Annotated in this window: 16 protein-coding genes; 7 read left to right on the top strand and 9 right to left on the bottom strand. The window is 65.9% G+C overall.

Translation table 11 applies throughout. From position 1 onward, the window contains the following. Positions 1 to 22: 22 nt before the first annotated feature. The 3 genes from CHB99_RS12055 to tssB all read right to left on the bottom strand — a co-directional run bounded on the left by CHB99_RS12055 (position 23) and on the right by tssB (position 2,728). Positions 23 to 520, bottom strand: a complete 498-nt coding sequence (locus tag CHB99_RS12055; protein ID WP_042129570.1) for an Hcp family type VI secretion system effector — start codon at positions 518 to 520, stop codon at positions 23 to 25. Positions 521 to 597: 77 nt separating this feature from the next. After that, on the bottom strand, positions 598 to 2,091 hold the full coding sequence (gene tssC, locus CHB99_RS12050; RefSeq protein WP_042129572.1) for a type VI secretion system contractile sheath large subunit: 1,494 nt from the start codon (positions 2,089 to 2,091) through the stop codon (positions 598 to 600). 58 nt (positions 2,092 to 2,149) lie between these two features. Continuing rightward, entirely contained in the window at positions 2,150 to 2,728 is a 579-nt protein-coding gene (gene tssB, locus CHB99_RS12045; RefSeq protein ID WP_042129575.1) for a type VI secretion system contractile sheath small subunit, read from the bottom strand. Between the two features lie 200 nt (positions 2,729 to 2,928). Here tssB and CHB99_RS12040 point away from each other — a divergent pair, with 200 nt between their 5' ends. The 6 genes from CHB99_RS12040 to CHB99_RS12015 all read left to right on the top strand — a co-directional run bounded on the left by CHB99_RS12040 (position 2,929) and on the right by CHB99_RS12015 (position 11,190). Continuing rightward, complete coding sequence (locus CHB99_RS12040) at positions 2,929 to 3,399, top strand: hypothetical protein (protein WP_042129577.1); 471 nt, start codon at positions 2,929 to 2,931, stop codon at positions 3,397 to 3,399. A gap of 56 nt (positions 3,400 to 3,455) precedes the next feature. After that, the gene (tssK, locus tag CHB99_RS12035) at positions 3,456 to 4,796 is read left to right on the top strand and encodes a type VI secretion system baseplate subunit TssK (RefSeq protein ID WP_042129579.1); all 1,341 of its coding nucleotides are present in this window, start codon (positions 3,456 to 3,458) and stop codon (positions 4,794 to 4,796) included. A 17-nt stretch (positions 4,797 to 4,813) separates the two neighbouring features. After that, positions 4,814 to 5,584, top strand: coding sequence for a DotU family type IV/VI secretion system protein (locus tag CHB99_RS12030; RefSeq protein WP_042129581.1), 771 nt, complete (start codon positions 4,814 to 4,816; stop codon positions 5,582 to 5,584). Then, positions 5,581 to 9,390: a type VI secretion protein IcmF/TssM N-terminal domain-containing protein gene (locus CHB99_RS12025; RefSeq protein WP_042129582.1), complete on the top strand. Its 3,810-nt coding sequence runs from the start codon at positions 5,581 to 5,583 to the stop codon at positions 9,388 to 9,390. Before CHB99_RS12030 ends, CHB99_RS12025 begins: the two co-directional genes overlap by 4 nt. After that, positions 9,387 to 10,487, top strand: a complete 1,101-nt coding sequence (gene tssA, locus CHB99_RS12020; RefSeq protein WP_042129584.1) for a type VI secretion system protein TssA — start codon at positions 9,387 to 9,389, stop codon at positions 10,485 to 10,487. The genes CHB99_RS12025 and tssA overlap by 4 nt, the downstream gene beginning before the upstream one ends. Positions 10,488 to 10,704: 217 nt before the next feature. Next, the gene (locus CHB99_RS12015) at positions 10,705 to 11,190 is read left to right on the top strand and encodes a P-loop nucleotide/nucleoside kinase family protein (RefSeq protein ID WP_042129586.1); all 486 of its coding nucleotides are present in this window, start codon (positions 10,705 to 10,707) and stop codon (positions 11,188 to 11,190) included. A 51-nt stretch (positions 11,191 to 11,241) separates the two neighbouring features. Here the strand turns inward: CHB99_RS12015 and CHB99_RS12010 are convergent, their stop codons facing one another. The 5 genes from CHB99_RS12010 to CHB99_RS11990 form a co-directional block, all read right to left on the bottom strand. Beyond that, the gene (locus CHB99_RS12010; RefSeq protein WP_042129588.1) at positions 11,242 to 11,871 is read right to left on the bottom strand and encodes a LysE family translocator; all 630 of its coding nucleotides are present in this window, start codon (positions 11,869 to 11,871) and stop codon (positions 11,242 to 11,244) included. Positions 11,872 to 12,416: 545 nt separating this feature from the next. Continuing rightward, entirely contained in the window at positions 12,417 to 13,121 is a 705-nt protein-coding gene (locus CHB99_RS12005) for an MgtC/SapB family protein (RefSeq protein WP_042129311.1), read from the bottom strand. A 433-nt stretch (positions 13,122 to 13,554) separates the two neighbouring features. After that, positions 13,555 to 13,851, bottom strand: a complete 297-nt coding sequence (locus CHB99_RS12000) for a DUF3144 domain-containing protein (RefSeq protein WP_042129313.1) — start codon at positions 13,849 to 13,851, stop codon at positions 13,555 to 13,557. A gap of 72 nt (positions 13,852 to 13,923) precedes the next feature. Next, positions 13,924 to 14,289 carry an avidin-fold protein gene (locus CHB99_RS11995; protein WP_042129315.1) on the bottom strand — a complete coding sequence of 122 codons (366 nt, stop codon included), beginning with the start codon at positions 14,287 to 14,289 and terminating at the stop codon, positions 13,924 to 13,926. Between the two features lie 31 nt (positions 14,290 to 14,320). Beyond that, positions 14,321 to 14,995, bottom strand: a complete 675-nt coding sequence (locus CHB99_RS11990) for a phytanoyl-CoA dioxygenase family protein (RefSeq protein WP_042129317.1) — start codon at positions 14,993 to 14,995, stop codon at positions 14,321 to 14,323. A 515-nt stretch (positions 14,996 to 15,510) separates the two neighbouring features. Here CHB99_RS11990 and CHB99_RS11985 point away from each other — a divergent pair. After that, positions 15,511 to 16,698, top strand: a complete 1,188-nt coding sequence (locus tag CHB99_RS11985; RefSeq protein ID WP_042129319.1) for an MFS transporter — start codon at positions 15,511 to 15,513, stop codon at positions 16,696 to 16,698. Between the two features lie 197 nt (positions 16,699 to 16,895). On the opposite strand, the gene CHB99_RS11980 is transcribed toward CHB99_RS11985, so the two are convergent. Then, positions 16,896 to 18,479, bottom strand: coding sequence for a hypothetical protein (locus CHB99_RS11980; protein ID WP_042129322.1), 1,584 nt, complete (start codon positions 18,477 to 18,479; stop codon positions 16,896 to 16,898). Between the last annotated feature and the right edge of the window lie 16 nt (positions 18,480 to 18,495).

The following is an 18,495-nucleotide window of genomic DNA, read 5'->3' as shown; positions in this document are numbered from 1 at the left end:
CGCTGGACATCTAGACGAGGCCTCAGCTGCCGGCCTTGTTCAGGGTCATGTCCCAGCTGGTACCCGCCACGCCTTCCTTGGTGCCGTCGTCTTTCTGCGTGGTCAGTTCCCATTTGATCTTGGTGAAGTTCAGCGACATGGTTTCCACCGGCTTGCCGCCGGTGCCGCCGCTGACGCTGAGGTTCGACAGGATCACGTTGTCCAGGGTGTAGACGATGAACGGCATGATCTGCCCGCTGCTCTCGGCGGCGTTGCGGCCGATGGTGATCTTGGCCTGGGTGATCGGCTTGCCGGAGACGCAGTACAGGTTGAGGTTGGGGGTGGAGGTATCGATGAACTTGGTCAGGGTGAATTCGCCAACGAATGGCTTGCCCGAGGTCCGTTCGGTGTTGCTGACGTCGTTGGTCACCTGCATGGCGACGTTATGGCTGTAGGACATGATCTCGATCTTGTCCTTGTAGCCCTCGATCAGCGAGTCACCTTTGATGTCGTCGCCGAGGTCCAGAATGATCGCATCCATCGCGTGAAGCTCCTGCAGTCAGAAAGTGGCAAAAAGAAGGGCAACGGCTCCCGCGGGCGTACCCGCGGGAGCTCCGGTCAAGCGGCGGCCGGTGGTGGCAGGGTGGCTACCAGACGGATCGAGGCGGTCAGCTCTTCCAGCTGGAAGTGCGGACGCAGGAACACCGTGGCACGGTAGGCGCCCGGCTTGCCCGGTACTTCGGACACGTCGATGCGGGCTTCGCGCAGCGGGTACTGGGCCTTGATGTCCTGCGGGGCGTTGTCGTTGACCAGCACGTAGTCGGCGATCCAGTTGTTCAGGTAGGTCTGCACGTTGTCGCGGGTCATGAAGCTGCCCACCTTGTCGCGCATGATCACCTTCAGGTAGTGGGCGAAGCGCGACGAGGCCAGCACGTACGGCAGCATCGAGGAGATCCGCGCGTTGGCGTTGGCCTCGTTGGTGTTGTAGGTGCGTGGCTTGTTGGTGGTCTGGCCGCCGAAGAACACCGCGGTCCCGGTGTTTTTCTTGTGGCACAGGGAGATGAAGCCGAGGTCGTTCAGCTCCTTCTCGCGACGGTCGGTGATCGCCACTTCGGTCGGGCACTTCAGGGTCAGGTCACCCGAGGCGGTCTTGAAGGTGTGCTGCGGCAGGTTGCTCAGCGCGCCGCCGCTCTCGGCGCCACGGATCGCCGCACCCCAGCCGTACTTGGCGTAGGCGTCGGTGATGCGCGAGGCCAGGGCCCAGGCCGCGTTGCCCCAGAGGTACTGCTTGCCGTCCGGATCGCCGACCTGTTCGGTGAAGTCCATGCCTTCCACCGGCAGGGTGTCCTTGCCGTAGGGCAGGCGCAGGAGGAAGCGTGGCAGCACCAGGGAGGTGTAGCGCGAGTCTTCGCTGGCGCGGAAGTCGCGCCATGGGCCCAGCTCCAGGCTTTCGAAGATCTTCGCCAGGTCCTTGGGCACGGCCAGGTCGTTGAACTGCTTCATGTCGAACAGCAGCGGGCTGGCCGCGGCGATGAACGGCGCGTGGGCGGCGGCGGCGACTTCGGAGATCTTGCGCAGCAGGGCGATGTCCTGCGGGTGACGGCCGAAGAAGTAGTCGCCGACCAGCACGCTGAACGGATAGCCACCGAAGGTGCCGTATTCCTCTTCGTAGATCTTCTTGAACAGGACGGTCTGGTCGAAGTCAACGGCGCGGGTCAGGTCCTTGCTCAGCTCGTTCTGCGAGACATTGAGCAGGCGCAGTTTCAGGCGGGTGCTGGTCTCGGTGTTGCTGACCAGCATGTGCAGGCCACGCCAGGACGCTTCGAGCTTCTGGAAGCCTTCGTCGTGGAGGATTTCGTTGAGCTGGGCGCTGATCAGCTTGTCGATCTGGCTGATGCGGTCGTTGATCAGGGCGCGGGTGTCGGGATCCTGGCCCTGACTGACGGCGAGGGCCTTGTCGAGGACCTGGCTGGCGAACTCGGCGATCATGTCCTGGGCGTAGATCTTCTGGCTCTCGTCATGGACGATCTGGCCTTCCTTGATGATCTTTTCGAGCAGGGTCAGGGTCTGGGTACTGCCTTCGCTTTGATTCTCGGTGCTGGACGCGGGCATGGTGAAGTCTCCGGGAGCAGATGGAATGATCGGACAGGCGAATCAGGCGTCGGACCGCTTACTCGGTCTTCGCCTCGGGGTTGTCGCCGGCGTCCGCGTCATCGTTCTTGGCATCGGGGGTGGCGTCGGTCTTTGCCGTGTCGGCACCGGAGCGGGCAGCCTTGATCGCTTCCAGGTCCTTGTCGGCGCTGGCCAGGACTTCCTTGAGCAGTTCGTCGAGCTTGTCGTTGCCGTCGAGCTTGGTCAGCAGGTCGCGCAGACGTTCGCGGGCTTCGAACAGCACCTTGAGGGAATCGACCTTCTTGACCACGTTGATCGGGTCGAAGTCTTCGATCTTGTTGAATTCGAGCTTGGCGCTGAGGGTCTTGCCGTCGTTGCTCAGGGTGTTCTTGACGTTGACGGTGACACTGGGGGAGATGGAATCGAGGACTTTGTCGAAGTTGTCGCTGTCGATCTCGACGAAGCGCCGCTCGGCAAGTTTGGCCGCGTTGGCCTGGGAACCCGAGAGATCGGCGAGGATGCCAACCACCAGCGGCAGTTCCTTTTTCTCGATGGCGTTACCGGTTTCTACGTCATAAGTGATCTGCACGCGAGGCGGGCGAACCCGGTCCAGCTTGTGCTGAATACTCTCTTCCATAGTGGCTGACTCCGATGCAGTAGGCGGGCGCAATGCAACGGTTTCCCACTGATCGCATTCCCTTGCTTAGACCGCGGAGTGGACACTCTCGCGTGGAGGATCCTGTTTTCCGCAATCACCTCAATTCGTCGTGGTGGCGAATTGGCATGGATGCTATAACAGGCATGCCGAAATGCAAATAAAACTTTTCTTGGATCGTCATGCATCTTAAAAAGTTCATATTTTTCAGATTGTTGGTGGTACTTTTAGGCATCGCCCCGATGAGCGGTTGCTCATTGTTTGGATCCAAGGTAAGTGTCGAGGGAGTTACCTTCGATGTTGCTTTGCGTGCAAACGACGACGCGCCGATCGCGGTCGACTTTATTGCGGTGAATGATGTTGATTTGCTCGCAAAGTTGTCCGGACTGACAGCAAAACAATGGTTTGCAAGTCGTGATCAATACCAGCGCGATTTCCGCCAATATTTGTATGTCTGGGGCATGGAACTGGTACCGGGACAGTTGATTGAATCGTCAACTTTCCCCCTGGATGGCAAACCCTCGGTGGGGCTGCTGGCCTTCGCCAACTACCAGAGTCCGGGGGCGCATCGCCTGCGCCTGGAAGACCAGCGCAGCATCCGCCTCAAGTTCGATGCGCGCGAGATGACCCTGCTGGATCAGAACATTCGCTGAGCGCGGCCTGTCCGTCGCGCCGGCCATACGGCAAATACAGGACGTCAAGGGAACCTATGAGCGTGCGACCTGATGTGGTCTGCTGGTACGAAGGCATGCAATTGCTGCCCCAGCATTTTCAGCTGCAAGGGCTGCGGGCGGAGGCCATGGCGGCCCACCTGGCCCAGGCCGCCAACCCCTGGTATTGGGGGGTTTCCCGGTTTACCCATGAACCCGCCGCGCTGGTCGCCGGCAAGCTGCGGGTGCTGAGCCTGGAGGCCACCTTGCCCGACGGCATGCCGATCAGCATCGACCCGGCCCAGGGCGGTCTGGCCGAGCTGGACCTCGGCGAAGCGGTGGCGGCGTCGAGCACCTCCACCGTGACCGTGTACCTGGCGGTCAACCCGCTCTGGCAGGGCCAGCGCCTGCGCAGCCTGGACGGTCGCTGGCGCTCCGACGAGAGCGAGCCGGTGCCCAACCTCGACAGCAGTCTCGACGAAGAGCGCATCAAGGTCTGGAAGCCCACCCCGCGCCTGGTCACCGACGCCGACAAGGGCGACAGCATCTGCCTGCCGCTGCTGCGGGTACGCAAGGAAGACGGCGGTTACCGTCTGCGCGACGACTTCATCGCGCCGACCCCGCGGATTCTCCCCGAGTCGATCCTCGGCCAGCGCATCTTCCTGCTCTGCGCGATGATCCGCGAGAAGTGCGTGTTCCTCGGCGCGCGCCTGCGCGACGTGCAGCTCGACGGCGATCCGTCCGCGGCCCTGGAACTGCGCCGGCAGTCGGCGGCGCTGTGGGCGCGCCTGCCGGAACTGGAGGGCGCGCTGAACAGCCGCATCGCCACGCCGCAAGGTTTGTACGGGCTGCTGCTGGGCATGGCCGGGAGCTGGTCGGTGCTCGACCCGATCAAGGGCGTGCCGGCTTTCGCCCCGCTGGATTTCCTCGACCTGTACCGCGGCTTCGACGAAGTGCTGCGCTGGATGGAGCGGGTGCTGGGCAACCTGCGCCTGGGCTTTCGCAGTGTGCCGTTCGAACAGAAGGGCAATGTCTACGAGATCCAGCTGCCGTCCCGCGAGGCCAGCCAGCAACTGGTCATCGGCCTGCGCATGCCGGCCGGTTCGCCGGAACAGGACGCCAGCCTGTGGCTGGGACGCACCATCATCGCCTCCGCCGCTCATGTTCCCGACCTGGCTCGCCAGCGCAGTCCGGGCCTGGGGCACATGCCCATGAGCCGCAAGGACCAGGTCGCCTACGGCGTTGGCGACGACACCTGCCTGTTCGTCATCGAGGCCGATGGCAAGAGCTTCGATCCGCAACTGCCGTTGCAGATCGTATCGGCGGCGGGCGGGGAGACGTTCCGGCCCTGGCAGATCGTCCTGCTGATCGATGACAACCACGAACAACAAGATGCCTGACAAGGGTAGGGAAGCCTATGCCAGAAGGGATTGCTGTCTCGCGCTTTCGCGGCGTGCAGGATGCGCCGCTGACCAGCGCCTTTCGCGAGGTCTGGCAAGACTGGGCGCAGGCCTGGGACGAGCTGGACAAGCGCGCCGAGGACACCGACAAACTGCTCGACCAGGTGGTCGAGCTGTCCACCGCCGCGACCCGTCGCCTGTGGCGCACGGCCTTCGCCAGTGTCGGTGATTCCGCGCCGCTGCAGATCAAGTCGATGGTCTATGCCTTCGTCGCCCTGGTCGACGAGACCCTGCTGTTCGCCGACTGGCCCGGCCAGCCGGCCTGGCAGGAACGACCGCTGGAGCTGCGCCTGTATGCCAGCCGCCAGGCCGGTGATCGCCTGCCGGTGGAGATCAAGCGCCTGCTGGACGAGCAGGCGCCCACCAGCCATGACCTGGGCAATGTCTACCTGCTGTGCATGATCCTTGGCTTCCGTGGTCGCCTGCGCGGCCCCGCTGGCGAGGCGCTGCATGCCAAGTGGCGCTACGCACTGTTCAACTTCACTCGCCAGCGCGACCCCGACTACGCCAACGTCAGCGCCTTGCTGGCCGAGCCGGCCAGCAAGGCGCCGCAGCAGTCGCCGATGCGGGAAACCCTCGGCGACGGGTTGCGCCTGGGGCTGCTGGTGCTGGGTGTGGCCCTGCTGCTGATCGGCGTCGGTCATCTGTTCTGGCGTGATATCGGCCAGGAACTGTCGCCGGTGCTGCACCTGGCGACGCCGTTCCAGATCCAGGAGCGCAGCTCATGAGCCTGTCCATGCTGGCCTGGGTGGTGGGCCTCGTCGTTGTCCTGCTGATCGTCCTGCTGCTGGTGCTCTGGCTGCGCAATCGCAATGGCGCGGCGGTGCGCAGTTTCTACCTGGCCGTGCGCCAGATGGAACACGAACAGGGGGTCAGCGATCGCTACCAGGCGCCCTGGCTGCTGATGCTCGGCGACGAGGTCGAGGGCAAGCGCCTGTGCGCCAGCTGGAACCTCAACCCGGTGGACAAACCGGCCTGGTTCGGCCGCTGGTGGGCCGACCCCAGCGGCGCCGTGCTGGTGGTGCCGCAGGCGTTGTTCATGCCCGGCGAGGGCATGAAGCAGTCCAGTGGCTGGTGGAACCTGATCAGCCTGCTGTTGCGCCTGCGCGCGCGGCGGCCGCTGGACGGAGTGGTCTGGACCGTCGCCGCCGCCGACCTGCTCGATCCCGACCGCGCCGCCACCCTTGGCCTGGACGCGCGGCGGCGCTTCATCGATCTGCTGCAGCGCCTGGGCATCAGCCTGCCGGTGTATGTGGTGATCACCGGCATGGACGAAGTGCCGGGCTTCCAGGAACTGGCCCGGGCCCTGCCGGAGGAGGCACGCCGGCAGGTGCTCGGCTGGTCGTCGCCGTTCGCCGCGGATGCCGCCTGGCAGTCGCAGTGGACCGACGATGCGCTGGATGGCATCACCTACGCGCTGTCCGAAGCCATCGTGCAGATGGGCACCCTGTCCGGGCAGTTGAGCGGCGACCTGGACACCCTGCCGCAGCGTTTCGATGGCATGCGGCGCAACCTGCAGATGCTGCTCTGGCCGGTGTTCCAGGGCAATACCCACGGCGAGGCGCCGGCCTTGCGCGGCCTGTATTTCACCGGCGCCCAGGCCATCGCCGGCGCGGCCGACAGCTTCACCGCGCTGGACCAGCCGCCGCTGCAGAACGTCTTCGCCCAGGGTCTGTGGCAGCAGCGCATCAATGCCGAGCGCGGCCTGGCCCGGCCGATTCCGCGTCTGCTGCAACTGCGCCAGCGCTGGCAGCGTGTCGCCGCGTTCAGCGCCGCGCTGGTCGGGGTGATCTGGGCCATCGCCATGGTCTGGGTCTGGCGCGATTCGCTGCGCGATGCCGGCGAGTTGTCGCGGCTGCTGCAGAACGCGCAGAACGACTACGTCGCCATCAGCGACGACAGCCATCGCCAGGAACTGACCCGGCACAACGTGCAGAGTTTCTGGAACGTGCTCGAACGCGCGCCGCGCTGGCACTTCACCTCGCTGGCCTACCCGACCTCGTGGTTCTCCTCGCTGGACGGGCAGATGGACCAGGTGCTGCAGCACACCGCCATGAGCCATATGAACCAGCCGATCCACAATCTGCTGCAGGCCGAACTGCGCGATGTCCTCGCCCTCGGCGAAGCCGGCCGGCGCGGCAGCGCCCCCCAGGGCGGCGATCCGGCGCAGTGGCCGAGCTACCTCAAGGCCCGCGAACTGGTGGACAAGACGCTGCGCCTGGAGCAGGCGGCCACGCTCTACGCCCAGGCCCAGGCCAACCAGAAGAGTCCGCTGGACCAGCTGATTCCGCTGAGCAACCAGACCCTGGACATGAACCTCAACGTCGGCACCCTGCCCAACGAGAAGTACTACAACCGCCTGCTGGTCAACCAGGGCATCAGCCCGCTCAAGCCGATCGACCTGTCGCTGCACCGCAGCGCGATCCAGGCCAGCTTCAACCAGCTGATGGAAACCTGGCTGGGGCATTACTTCCGCACCGATGGCTATGTCACCTCGGCCGGCTACCTGAAGCTGTACCTCGACCGCCTGGAGAACGGTTCGGGGCAGACCCTGCGCGAACTGGAGCACATGGACGCGCTGATCGAGGACCTGCAGGCCTCCATCGACCTGACCAACGCCACCTGGAGCCGCGGCAAGGGCCAGGACCTGGTCGCCGGTTACGGCGAGATGCTGGAAAAGGTCCGCCAGAGCAAGCTGCTGGGGCCGGCCATCGCCGATGAAACCGAGCGCGTGGCCGAGCAGCTGCAGTATCGCTTCAAGGACCAGTGGGTCGCCCAGGGCGGGGCGAGCAAGCACCTGCTGGTGCAGAGCAGCACCGGCCAGCTGTCGTTGCAGGAGCGCATCCTCCACCTGCAGAGTGCGATCAACCTGCTGCTCAAGCGTGATTTCGTCGCCCGGGCTCTGCGCGAAGAGCCGCTGGGCGATGCGGCGCAACTGACCCATGTCGACAGCGAAGGGCTGCGCCTGGCCCAGAGTTACTACGACAGCTACAAGCAGTATGCCCACGAATCCCTCTCGGGCATTCCCCCGGTATACCGCAACGCGCTGCTCAAGACCGCCGAGAACACCGCCGGCGATGCCATGTGGGCCAGCCTCAACCGGCAGACCGCGGAACGCCAGCTGCTCAGCGCGCCGAGCTTCCAGGTGCGTACCGACCAGGCCCTGGCCGTGCATCGCGCCTTTGTCCAGTTGCAGCGCCCGGACCTGGCCAGCGGTCTGCAGGGTGCGCTCAACCAGAGCGCCCTGGCCGACGTTTCACAGGCCATCGACGAAGTGTTCCAGCAGCCGATGTTCCGTGATCGCGCCGACATCAACCAGTGGGACGGCTCGAAGGAGTTCGGCCTGCGCCTGTTCCGCGCGATCGATGCGCAGGACCTGAGGAGCAGCCTGGACCAGCAGTTCGCCGTGATCACCGCGATCACCGAGGAGTCGGCGCCGGCCAAGGATTGGCTGATGACCCAGTTGGCCAACCTCAACCTCACCGAGTCGGAGCTGGTCAGCCGCTTCAACTCCCTCGGCGAGGAGATGGTCAAGTACAAGGGGCAGAACCCGTCCAGCTCGCCGGCGCTGATCACCCAGCTGATCGTTCGCGACTTCAACGACATGGACCAGAGCAACTGTCTGAAGATCCTCGGTTCGGCCACTGCCCCGCATGCCACCGGGCAGTTGACCCAGCGCTGGGTCAGCCTGCAGCAGGCGGCCCTGCAGCGTTGCCAGTGGCTCCAGCGCCAGGCGGTAGCGAGTGCCTGGAACGACCTGGCCGGCTATTTCAACCAGTACCTGGCCGGGCGCTTCCCGTTCGCCCTCGACCGTCATGCGCCGGACGCCGATCCGGCGCGGGTGCAGTACTTCCTCACGCTGATCGACAACCGCCTGGCCCAGGCCCGCGATGGCCTTGGCCTGCTGACCCTGCGCGAGCGCGCGGCGGCCGGCGAGTTCCTCGACCGCATCGCCCAGGCGCGGCCGTGGCTGGGGGCCATGCTGGTGCGCGACAAGGCGGGGCTGTCGGGGATCGACCTGGAGGTGACCTGGCGCACCGACCGCGACAGCGAGCGCGGCGCCGACCAGGTGATCGCCTGGACCCTCGGCAGCGGCGTGCGTGAAATCGCCTGGCCGGGCGACGAGCAGGTCCTGCACTGGAGCGTCGGCCAGCCGCTGAGTCTGCGTCTGCGCTGGGCCCGTGACGGCACCCAGCGGCCGGTCAACGATCCGTTGCAGCAGCAACTGCACGTCAGTGGCCTGGAGGCCGAGTGGCAGTACCAGGGCCCTTGGGCGCTGCTGCGGATGATGGCCGCGCACAGCTCGATGCTGCGCCAGCCCAACGTCGACTACACCGAATTCCCGTTGAGCCTGGAGGTGCCGGTGCACGCCCAGCCGGAGGAAGACAACCAGACCCAGATGTTCCTGCGCCTGTCGCTGATGAGTCAGGGCGGCAAGGCACCGCTGTCCATTCACCCGTTGCCGGTACAGGCACCGCATTCACCGTTCGGCTACGCACCGCGTTCGGTGGCCGATTCAGGAGATTACCCATGACCACACCCGGCTTTTCCCAGCGGGTCAGCCAACTGCTCGAACCGATTCCCGGCGAATTGCCCTGCGGCAAGAGCATGCGTTACGACGCCGTCTTCGATCGCCTCGAAGACCTGCGCCGCGAGGACGACACCAGCCTGCCCACCGGTGTCTGGTCCACCAGCGAGGTCAAGCGCGCCGACTGGGCAGGCGTCGAGCGTCTGGCCACGCAGGTGCTGCAGGAGCGCAGCAAGGAACTGATGATCGCCATCTGGCTGGGCGAGGCCTGGCTGCACCGTGAAGGATTCAAGGGCATCACCGATGCCCTGGCCCTGATCGGCGGGCTGTGCGAACGCTTCCCCGACGACCTCCATCCGCAGCCCGAGGACGGCGACCTGGCCTGGCGCGCGGCGCCGTTGGCGTGGATGGCCCGGCGTTACGATCAGGTGCTGTTGACTCGCGTGCAGCTGTTCCCTGAATCGCCGCCGGACCTGGATGGCTTCAGCCTGTACCAGTGGTCGCAGATGAAACGGCGCCAGGTGCCGGTCAACGACAGCAAGCCGGCCAAGGCCGCCGCCGAGGCGGCCCAGGCGTTGCAGAAGAAGGTCACCGAGCTGGCCCGCAACACCCCGGTGACCTGGTGGTTGCAGGGGGTCAAGACCATCGCCACGGCGCAGGCGCAACTGGTCCTGCTGGATGGCTGGTGCGACCGCAACCTGGGGGATGATGCGCCCGGCTTCGCCGACCTGCGGCGGACCTTGCAGCATCTGGAAGAAACCGTGCGCGAGTTCATCGCCCTGCATCCGCCGCAACTGCTGCCGACCGAGCCCGAAGCGCCGGCGGTGGTGCAATCGCAACAGGAGAATTCGCAATCGATGGACGTGCCCGCATTCGTGGAAAGCCGCCAGCCCTTCGCCGAACCGCGTACCCGTGACGAAGCCTATCGCCAGTTGCTGGTGATCGCCGACTACCTGGCCCGCACCGAACCGCACAGCCCGGTGCCGTACCTGATTCGCCGCGGCGTGGAGTGGGGCAACAAACCGCTGCGCGACCTGCTGGCCGAGCTGATCGAGTCCGACGCGGAAGCGCGGCGGTTGTGGACGTTGCTGGGGGTGTTGTGAACCGCTGAGGACGGTGTACGCGGAACCTGTAATTGGATGCGGCTTTAGCCGGAATGCCGTACCACGCGAACGGCGGCGCAGCCGTCGTAGAGGCTGAGTCCCGGGTTTGCCTGACACACCGTGCACTCAGGTTTCATGGCCGCTTCGCGCCCAATCGCGGATGAATCCGCTCCTACAGGTACCGCGTCGTTCGTACCGACAAACAGGACGTTGCCCGATGATCCCACCCACACTGCACCTGCTCTGCGGCAAGATCGCCGCCGGCAAATCCACCCTGGCCCGCAACCTGGTCGCCGAGCATTCGGCGCTGCTGCTCAGCGAAGACCAGTGGCTGGCCCGCCTGTATCCCGGCGAGATCGGCTCTGTGAGCGACTATGTGAAATGCGCCCGGCGCGTACAGGAAGTGGTCGGCCCCCTGGTCATCGACCTGCTGCGCGCCAGGGTCACGCTGGTCCTCGACTTTCCGGCCAACACCCGCGCTGCCCGGCAATGGCTGCGCGGCCTCGCCGAAGCTGCCGAGGTTCCTCATCGCCTGCATCACCTCGATGTCGACGACGCCACCTGCCGCGCCCGCCTGCATGCACGCAATGCCCGCGGCGAATATGAGTTCGCCGCCACCGATGCCGAGTTCGACTTGATCACCCGCTACTTCGAAGTCCCGGATGAGGAGGAGGGGCTGGCGATCAGTCGACATCGCGCCTGAGCCTGCTTGCTGCCCTGCCTCGATGTCACACCTTGTCCAGGGACCTCGGCGTCAGCGACTGAACATCCGCTGCAGCCCCAGCGCCACCAGCGCGCCGCCGGCGCAGCCGTTGATCCAGCGCTCGATGCGCAGGTACAGGCCGCGCAGGTGCGAGGTGCCGAAGACCATGCCCAGGCCGACATGCCAGCCGAACGAGAGCACGCCGATCAGCACCACGGTGGCGGCGTAGAACCACAGCGGCGGATGGCTCGGGAAGATCGCGGCGAAGGCGCTGGTCCAGAAGGCCGCGCCCTTGGGGTTGGTGATGCAGGTCAGCAGGCCGGTACGGAAGGCGGCCAGGCGTGAGCCGTCCAGGTGTGGCTGCTCGATGGGGCCGCCGCGGGGTGTAGGATGGAATGCCGACCAGAGCAGGCGCGCACCGTACCAGACCAGGTAGCTGGCGCCGAGCAGGCGCACCGCCGAGGACAGCCAGGGGTGCTGCGCCAGCAGCGTGGCCAGGCCGGCGATCGAGACGATGACCCAGAATACCGAGCCGGTGCCGATGCCGAAGGCGACATAGCGCGCGTCGCGACGGCGTTGGGCCAGGGCCATCTGGCTGAGGATGAAGAAGTTCGGACCGGGGCTGGCGAGGACCGCCAGGTAGATGCCGGTGATCAGCAGGAGCGAGTAGAGGTAGGTCATGGCGGGACCGGGCGGGCGGAGAGGGTGGGGCCATGTTGCCGAAAAGCGGGGTGGCTGGGAACTGCTGCGCGCTTTTGTTCGGCTGTGTTGTTGTCGGTGTCATCTCTGTATGGGGATTTACACAGCGCTGAGTGCCTGGCAGCAAATCGCATCAGGGCCGCGAGGTGTTCGGCTCAAGATGTGTAGCACCCTCAAGATCGAGCGCCGCCCGCGCGGCGCTTCGCGAGCAAGCTCGCTCCCACAGTTTGTTGCAACGAACCTATGCCTGACAGGCCATGGTTGAACGCCTTGTGTGTACGACGCGGTATTGCGTCGACCCCAAAAGCTTTCCCACGATAGATCGCCAGGCGCCAAAGGCTGGCAACTCAAATCCCACAGGCCATGGCGCGTTGCAACAGACTGTGGGAGCGAGCTTGCTCGCGAAGCGCCGCGCGGGCGGCGCTCGATCTTGAGGGCGCTGCACATCTTGAGGCGAACCCCCGGCGCCCCTGACGCGCTTTCCTGCCAGACGCTCAGCGTTGTGTAGATACCCATGCCCATGCCCATCAGTCAGTGACCGCTTCGAACACTTGCCAGCGCACCGAGCTGACGCCTTTTTCCAGGCTGATGCGGCTGACCAGGCGTTCCAGCTGGCTGGTGGCGTCGTGATTGCCAAGCAGTTCGGCGCGTACCTCCAGCTTGATCGGGTTGGCCTGGTCTTCGCTGTGCAGCGACTGCAGGCGCAGGCTGGCGCCGTCGAAGCTGTGCAGCATCAGGCTGCGCACCTGGATTTCATCCTCGGCGCGGCAGACGATCTCGACGCTGTAGCGCTGTTCGGACTCGCTGGCGGGCACCACGTCCTGATGGTTCAGGCGCTGGGCGATATCGCGCAGGAGGATGTTGGCGCAGAGCACCACCAGGCTGCCCAGCGCCGCCTCCAGCAGCAGGCCCATGCTGCACAGCACGCCGATGGCGGCGGTGCACCACAGGGTGGCGGCGGTGTTGAGGCCGCGCACGTTGAGGCCGTCGCGCATGATCACGCCACCGCCGAGGAAACCGATACCGGAGACCACGTAGGCGGCGATGCGCGAGGCGTCGCTGGCCAGGCCGGGCACGCTCTGGGTCATCAGCACGAACAGGCAGGCGCCGGTGCTGACCAGGGCGTTGGTGCGCAGGCCGGTGAGGCGCTGACGCAGTTGCCGTTCGGCGCCGATCAGGGCACCGAGGGCGAGGGCTGCGGCGGCGCGCAGCAGAAAGACTTTCCAATCCATGATTCACCTCTTTCTCCGGCCAGGGGCCGGTGCTGACGCAGGTCGTCGACCGGCGCGAATTCGGGTTCCGGATGGCGAAAGGTCACCGGGCGTCGCCAGGCCGCGCGCGTGCGGCCAGGGGAAGCGGGGAGGGAGAATGGGGATGCGTCATCCCGGGCGGGATGCGGATCGCCACTGTCCGCTGTGATCAGCGAGACAGTGGCAGGAGAAAGGCTGCCGGACGTGCTCGCTGTTCAGACCTGTCGCAATCGACTGGGGCAACTGTCCAAGGCAGGACTCCTGTGTGATGAGAAATTGCGGCGCACCTTACGCCCGTGAAAGTGCTGGGTCAAGCGCTGCGCTTTGCCTTTCACACGCGCAGTGCAGAGCCGCCGCGCAGGCCGCGGAGGGCGGGTTTGATGAAAGATTCGACAGGTTCGTGGAGCGCTTGCGATCAGTCCTGCTTGCCGAGCCTGTAGCGGTCGAAATGCTGGATGTGATCGTCGAGGTTGTCTTCCAGCATCATCCGGTACTGCTCGCAGAAGTACTTCAGCAACTCCTCCCGCGCCGCGGCCATCTCGTCGGCGGACTTGAAGCTGCGCGCGCTCATCCAGGCGTTGAAGCGACTGGCGCCGAAGGTCATCGAGGCGCTGACCTTGCCCAGGTCCTGGAGGCTGTCGATCTGCTGGTTGGCCAGGGCGATATGGGCGTCGGCGCGGTCGTAGAAGGAGTCGTCGGTGGCTTGGGACATGGGGACGGAGGCCTCGGGATTGGGGGGCGCGATTGGAGCATGTTTGGCCCGCGCGCGGCTAGCCGCTGGCGATCAGTCGCGCGCCTCGACGTAATGGGACTCGCCGCCACCGCTGGCGCCCGACAACCAGCCCCAGACGAAACTCAGCGTGGTGCGCCCGTCAGCATCCACGCCGACCTTGCCACGGGACCAGCCGGCGAGCATTTCGCCATTGCCGGTCAGGCAGTGAAAGAGCAGTTCGATGCTGTCGGGGCCGGTGGCGCGGCCGACCTGGTGCCCCAGGCGGATGTGCCCGCCCTGATAGGTGCCGAAGATATCGTTGCCGGCGACCTGGTAGTGAAACACCGTGCTGGCGTTGGAGAGTCCCTGAGCGTTGTGGGTGGTGACGAAGCGGCGATCGTGCAGGCGCTCGCTGATCGTGCTGAAGAAGGTTTCCATGTTCGAGGCATCCTTGCGTGGGGCAGGGGTTTCAGAGAAAGGCGAAATCCGCGGGTTCGAAGCGTTCGCTGGTGTCCATGTGGATATTGCGCAAGGTCACCGTTTCCAGGTGCGAGGCATACAGGGGCTCGGAGAAGTAGCCGACCAGGATGGAGCGTCGGCGTGCGCCGGAGAGGTTCAGGCTGCCGGCGTGGATCAGGTCGACATCGAACACCAGGATGTCGCCCGCCGAGCCGCTGAGCTGGATGACCCCGGACTCGTCGCTGAAATCGCAGGGCGGGGCTTCCGGGGCGGGGCGATGACTGCCGGGTATGAGGCGCGTCGCGCCGTTCTGCGGGCCGTAGTCATCGAAGAAGACCAGGGCGTTGGCGATGTCGCCCGGTCGTTGTATCGACAGGTCGCGGTGCAGTTGCTGGTGGCCCCCTCCGGCCAGGGGGTCGCGGCCGTCTATCTGGGAGATGAAGAAGCGCTCGCCGATCAGCTCGCCGACCGCCGCCAGCACCTGGGGCAAGCGGCACACCTGCTGGATGGTGGGGTCGGTATCCAGTTGCGAATGAAGCCAGTCCTTGCCACGTGGGGTCGACCATTGGTCCGAGGGCCTGGCGCCGGCATCGAAGGTGGCGCGCAAGGTGTCCAGCCAGGCGTCGGGGATGGCCTGGCGCAGGAGGATGTAGCCGTCTCGGTGGAGCTGGTCGCGCGGGGTCATGGCGGAGTGGGTTCGTGGCGGGCCAGCGGGTGAGCGTAGCCTTGGGCGGAGGAGGGTGTCAATTTGCCATCTTTGTGCCGTGGAATCGGGCGCCGCCCGGCCAGCCACAAGGTTCCGTGTCGTGCTCGATAGCGAGGTTTGGCGCAGGACCGTGTGGGAGCTGGCTTGCCAGCGATTGGCCTATCCAGACACCGGTGAATTCAGCTGACTCCACCGGTGACTTCCAGGGCCTCATCGCTGGCAAGCCAGCTCCCACAGGGCCAGTACCCAGCCCGGATTTCGCGGTGTGCCAGTGACCTCGCCGGGTATTGCCGAAGTGCTTTTTCAAGGCTGACCTTGGCCCCTGTGGGAGCGGGCGTTGCCCGCGATGCGATCTCAAGGGCGCCGCCTGGCTCGGATCCTTTCGCCCCATCGACAGCGTCGATACCCCCTATGCAATTCAATCATTTCCCTATGCGCCCGCAGACCAGCAGACTCCCCGGCGTATCCCATCCTGCCGATTCAAGGACCGAGTCATGACGCCATCAACGTCCCCGCGCAACCCCTGGCTGGCAGTCGCCGCCGTCGCCCTCACCATCTTCTCCGTAGTGACCACGGAAATGCTCCCGGTCGGGCTGCTCAACCCCGTCGCCGAAGCACTCGACACCTCCCTGGGCACGGCCGGCCTGATGCTCTCGCTGCCCGCCTTGCTGGCCGCGCTGTTCGCCCCGCTGGTGGTGATCGGTGCCGGCGGCACGGACCGGCGCGTCATCCTCGCGGTGTTGCTGGGTCTGCTGGTCCTGGCCAACCTGGCGTCGGCCCTGGCACCGACCTGGCACTGGATGCTGGCCGCGCGGGTGCTGGTCGGTTTCTGCATCGGTGGCACCTGGGCCATCGCCGGCGGCCTGGCGGTGCGCCTGGTGGAGGCGCGTTCGCTGGGGCTGGCGACTTCGATCATCTTCGGCGGTGTGGCCGCTGCCTCCGTGCTGGGGGTGCCGCTGGGCGCGCTGGTGGGTGATTTTGCCGGCTGGCGCTGGGCCTTCGCCGCCATGGCCGGGTTCAGCGTGGCAGTGCTGCTGCTGTTCCTCGCCGTAGTGCCGCCGCTGCCGGTCAGCGGCTCGGCGACGTTGCGCCAGTTCGTCGAGCAACTGGGCAATCGCGCGTTGCTCGCCGGCCTGGTATTGACCCTGTTGCTGGTGGTCAGCCACTTCATGGCCTTCACCTTCGTCCGCCCGTTGCTGTCGTCGTTCTCCGGCTTCGACGGGCAATGGATCGGTGTGTTGCTGCTGGGCTACGGCATCGCCGGTATCGTCGGCAATTTCCTCAGCGGCACCCGTGCCGCCCGCCAACCGGCACGGGTACTGACCTGCATTGCCCTGGGGCTGCTGCTGACGCCGCTGCTGTTCGCCAGTCTCGGTCACTCCAACCTCGGCGGCGCCCTGTTGCTGCTGGGCTGGGGACTGGCCTACGGCGGTGTGTCCGTGGGCCTGATGACCTGGGTGATGCACGCCGCGCCACGGGCCATCGAGGTTGCCACCGCGCTGTACGTGGCGGTGTTCAACGCCGCCATCGGCCTGGGCTCGTTGCTGGGGGGCAGCATGGTGGATGGCGTGAGCCTGCTCGCCAACCTCTGGCTCGCCGCCGCCATCGCCGCCGCGGCGCTGCTGCTGACCCTGGTCATGCAGCGTGCTTCGCGGACGTCCGCCGTCGTTGAACAGGGCTGAGTCACGCCTTCAAGGACCAGGGCGGGTCGTGTGGGCGCTCAAGGCGCTGCAGGTTGTCAGCAATCCCCGTAGGAGCTGGCTTGCCTGCGAAAGGACCGCGCAGCGGTCCCAAATGGGTAACGACTCGATTGGGCCTGCTTCGCAGTCCTTTCGCAGGCAAGCCAGCTCCTACGGGAGTTCAGCGTGAGATCAGGCGGTCAGCGCCTGATTCCGCTCGGATCTGCCTGCAGCAACCAGCTTTCACGCTTGCTCGCCAGCTCGGCTTCCAGGATCGACACCCCACGCTCGCGCAACGAGGTCCGTTCGCGCTGGAAGGCGCCGTCGATCAAGCCCAGCAGGTTGCGGCTCTGCGCGGTCGAGCGCGGCGTGTTCACGTCATCGCTCAGCACGCCATCCACATAGGTGCGAACCCGCTCGTTCTGGCTGGCCTGCTGGCTGGCGCTGGCTTCCACCAGCTTGTTGTCCTTGTTGTACGCAAGGCGTGTGCTGCTGCTCGCGCGGTCGTCGATCTCGTGGTAGCGGTAGTTCTGCGACTTGAAGTCGGTGCCGAGCGCCAGGGGCACCAGCGGGTTGAGGCCTTCATGCCAGGCGGCGCTCAGGCGTGACTGCTGGTCCTGCTGCACCGAACGGCTCGACAGGGCAGTACCGTTGACCTTGGTGGTCTGCGACACCTCGTAGTCGAAGCGGTCGGTCTCCGTCAGCCGCAGCGGATTGACCGTCTGCTCGGCCTTGCCGACCTTGGCGGTGAAGTCCGCCAGGCCGCTGAGCAGGACCCGGTCGTTGCCGGTCAGCACCTTGCCACCCGTGTCCGAGGCACGGTCGTCGTCGGCACCGTTGAGCTGGACGAAGGCGTCCTTGAACAGCCCCATCAGCTCCTTGTCGCCCTTGCCCCGTGCCTGCGCGGCATCGAACTGGCCGAGGTAGTTGCGTACAGCCGCCTGGCGCTGGCTGGCATTGCCGAGCAGCGAGGCATCGCGGGTATCGAGGTTGAGTTCGAGGTTGCCGGACGGGCCGTTGACGTTCAGCGAGCGGGCGCTGTCGCTGATGTTCAGGGCGAAGGTCTGCGGCTCGCCACTGGCGGTCTGCAGGCGCGCGTCCATTTTCAGCGAGCTGAACAGCGCCGGGTCGAGCTTGACCAGGCTACCGAGCTTGAGTTTCGGCGGCTCCTCGGTCAGGCCGTTGATCGCCGCCTGGAAGCTGCCGGCCAGGTCGGCGAGGCCGCTGAGCTGACGGCTGTCGAGTTCGCCGTCGAGCACCTCGGCGCTGACCGCCAGCCCCTCGTCGCTGCTGGCCAGGGACAGGCGCACCGTGGCCCCGGAGGCGGTGGTCAGGCTCAGGCTGATGGCGTTGGTGGGTTCCTGGCGCAGCTTGTCGGCCTGCAGTTTCAAGGCCTCGGTGCTGGGCTGCGTGCCGTCGGCGTAGGTGAATACCGATTGCGAGACGTTCTGGCCGCCCTTGAGCACCAGCTGTTCCAGCAAGGCCGCGCCGACGCCCTGGAACCGCGCGTTGTTGGCGGCGGACTGGACCCCGGTCAGCAGGGCGATGTTGAGCTTGTCCGTGCTGTCCTGTTCCAGGGCATAGCGGGTCGCCGAGGAGGCCAGGGTGCCGCGCGCCGTGTAGAGGCTGGGGTCGGCGTTGCGGGCGGTCTGGCCGAGGCTGACGGTGGTGCTGGGGATGACGCGGACCGACGCCGTGGCCGCATTGTCGCGGCTGACGCTCTGCGTCGCCTGGGGTGCGACAAGGGGCGCAGTGATGCGCAATCCTGAAATGTTGAGGGTCATGCTGAATACCCGTTGT

Source organism: Pseudomonas japonica (genome assembly GCF_900188455.1).
Lineage (GTDB): Bacteria > Pseudomonadota > Gammaproteobacteria > Pseudomonadales > Pseudomonadaceae > Aquipseudomonas > Aquipseudomonas japonica.
This window is presented reverse-complemented; position numbering and strand designations above follow the sequence as displayed.

Coding starts and splice junctions, on each gene's coding strand:
- CHB99_RS12005 (WP_042129311.1), bottom strand. CDS start 13,121: ATGGATTGGAAAGTCTTTCTGCTGCGCGCCGCCGCAGCCCTCGCCCTC.
- CHB99_RS12000 (WP_042129313.1), bottom strand. CDS start 13,851: ATGTCCCAAGCCACCGACGACTCCTTCTACGACCGCGCCGACGCCCAT.
- CHB99_RS12030 (WP_042129581.1), top strand. CDS start 4,814: ATGCCAGAAGGGATTGCTGTCTCGCGCTTTCGCGGCGTGCAGGATGCG.
- CHB99_RS12025 (WP_042129582.1), top strand. CDS start 5,581: ATGAGCCTGTCCATGCTGGCCTGGGTGGTGGGCCTCGTCGTTGTCCTG.
- CHB99_RS12015 (WP_042129586.1), top strand. CDS start 10,705: ATGATCCCACCCACACTGCACCTGCTCTGCGGCAAGATCGCCGCCGGC.
- CHB99_RS11990 (WP_042129317.1), bottom strand. CDS start 14,995: ATGACCCCGCGCGACCAGCTCCACCGAGACGGCTACATCCTCCTGCGC.
- CHB99_RS12040 (WP_042129577.1), top strand. CDS start 2,929: ATGCATCTTAAAAAGTTCATATTTTTCAGATTGTTGGTGGTACTTTTA.
- CHB99_RS11980 (WP_042129322.1), bottom strand. CDS start 18,479: ATGACCCTCAACATTTCAGGATTGCGCATCACTGCGCCCCTTGTCGCA.
- CHB99_RS12055 (WP_042129570.1), bottom strand. CDS start 520: ATGGATGCGATCATTCTGGACCTCGGCGACGACATCAAAGGTGACTCG.
- CHB99_RS11985 (WP_042129319.1), top strand. CDS start 15,511: ATGACGCCATCAACGTCCCCGCGCAACCCCTGGCTGGCAGTCGCCGCC.
- tssC (WP_042129572.1), bottom strand. CDS start 2,091: ATGCCCGCGTCCAGCACCGAGAATCAAAGCGAAGGCAGTACCCAGACC.
- tssK (WP_042129579.1), top strand. CDS start 3,456: ATGAGCGTGCGACCTGATGTGGTCTGCTGGTACGAAGGCATGCAATTG.
- tssB (WP_042129575.1), bottom strand. CDS start 2,728: ATGGAAGAGAGTATTCAGCACAAGCTGGACCGGGTTCGCCCGCCTCGC.
- CHB99_RS11995 (WP_042129315.1), bottom strand. CDS start 14,289: ATGGAAACCTTCTTCAGCACGATCAGCGAGCGCCTGCACGATCGCCGC.
- CHB99_RS12010 (WP_042129588.1), bottom strand. CDS start 11,871: ATGACCTACCTCTACTCGCTCCTGCTGATCACCGGCATCTACCTGGCG.
- tssA (WP_042129584.1), top strand. CDS start 9,387: ATGACCACACCCGGCTTTTCCCAGCGGGTCAGCCAACTGCTCGAACCG.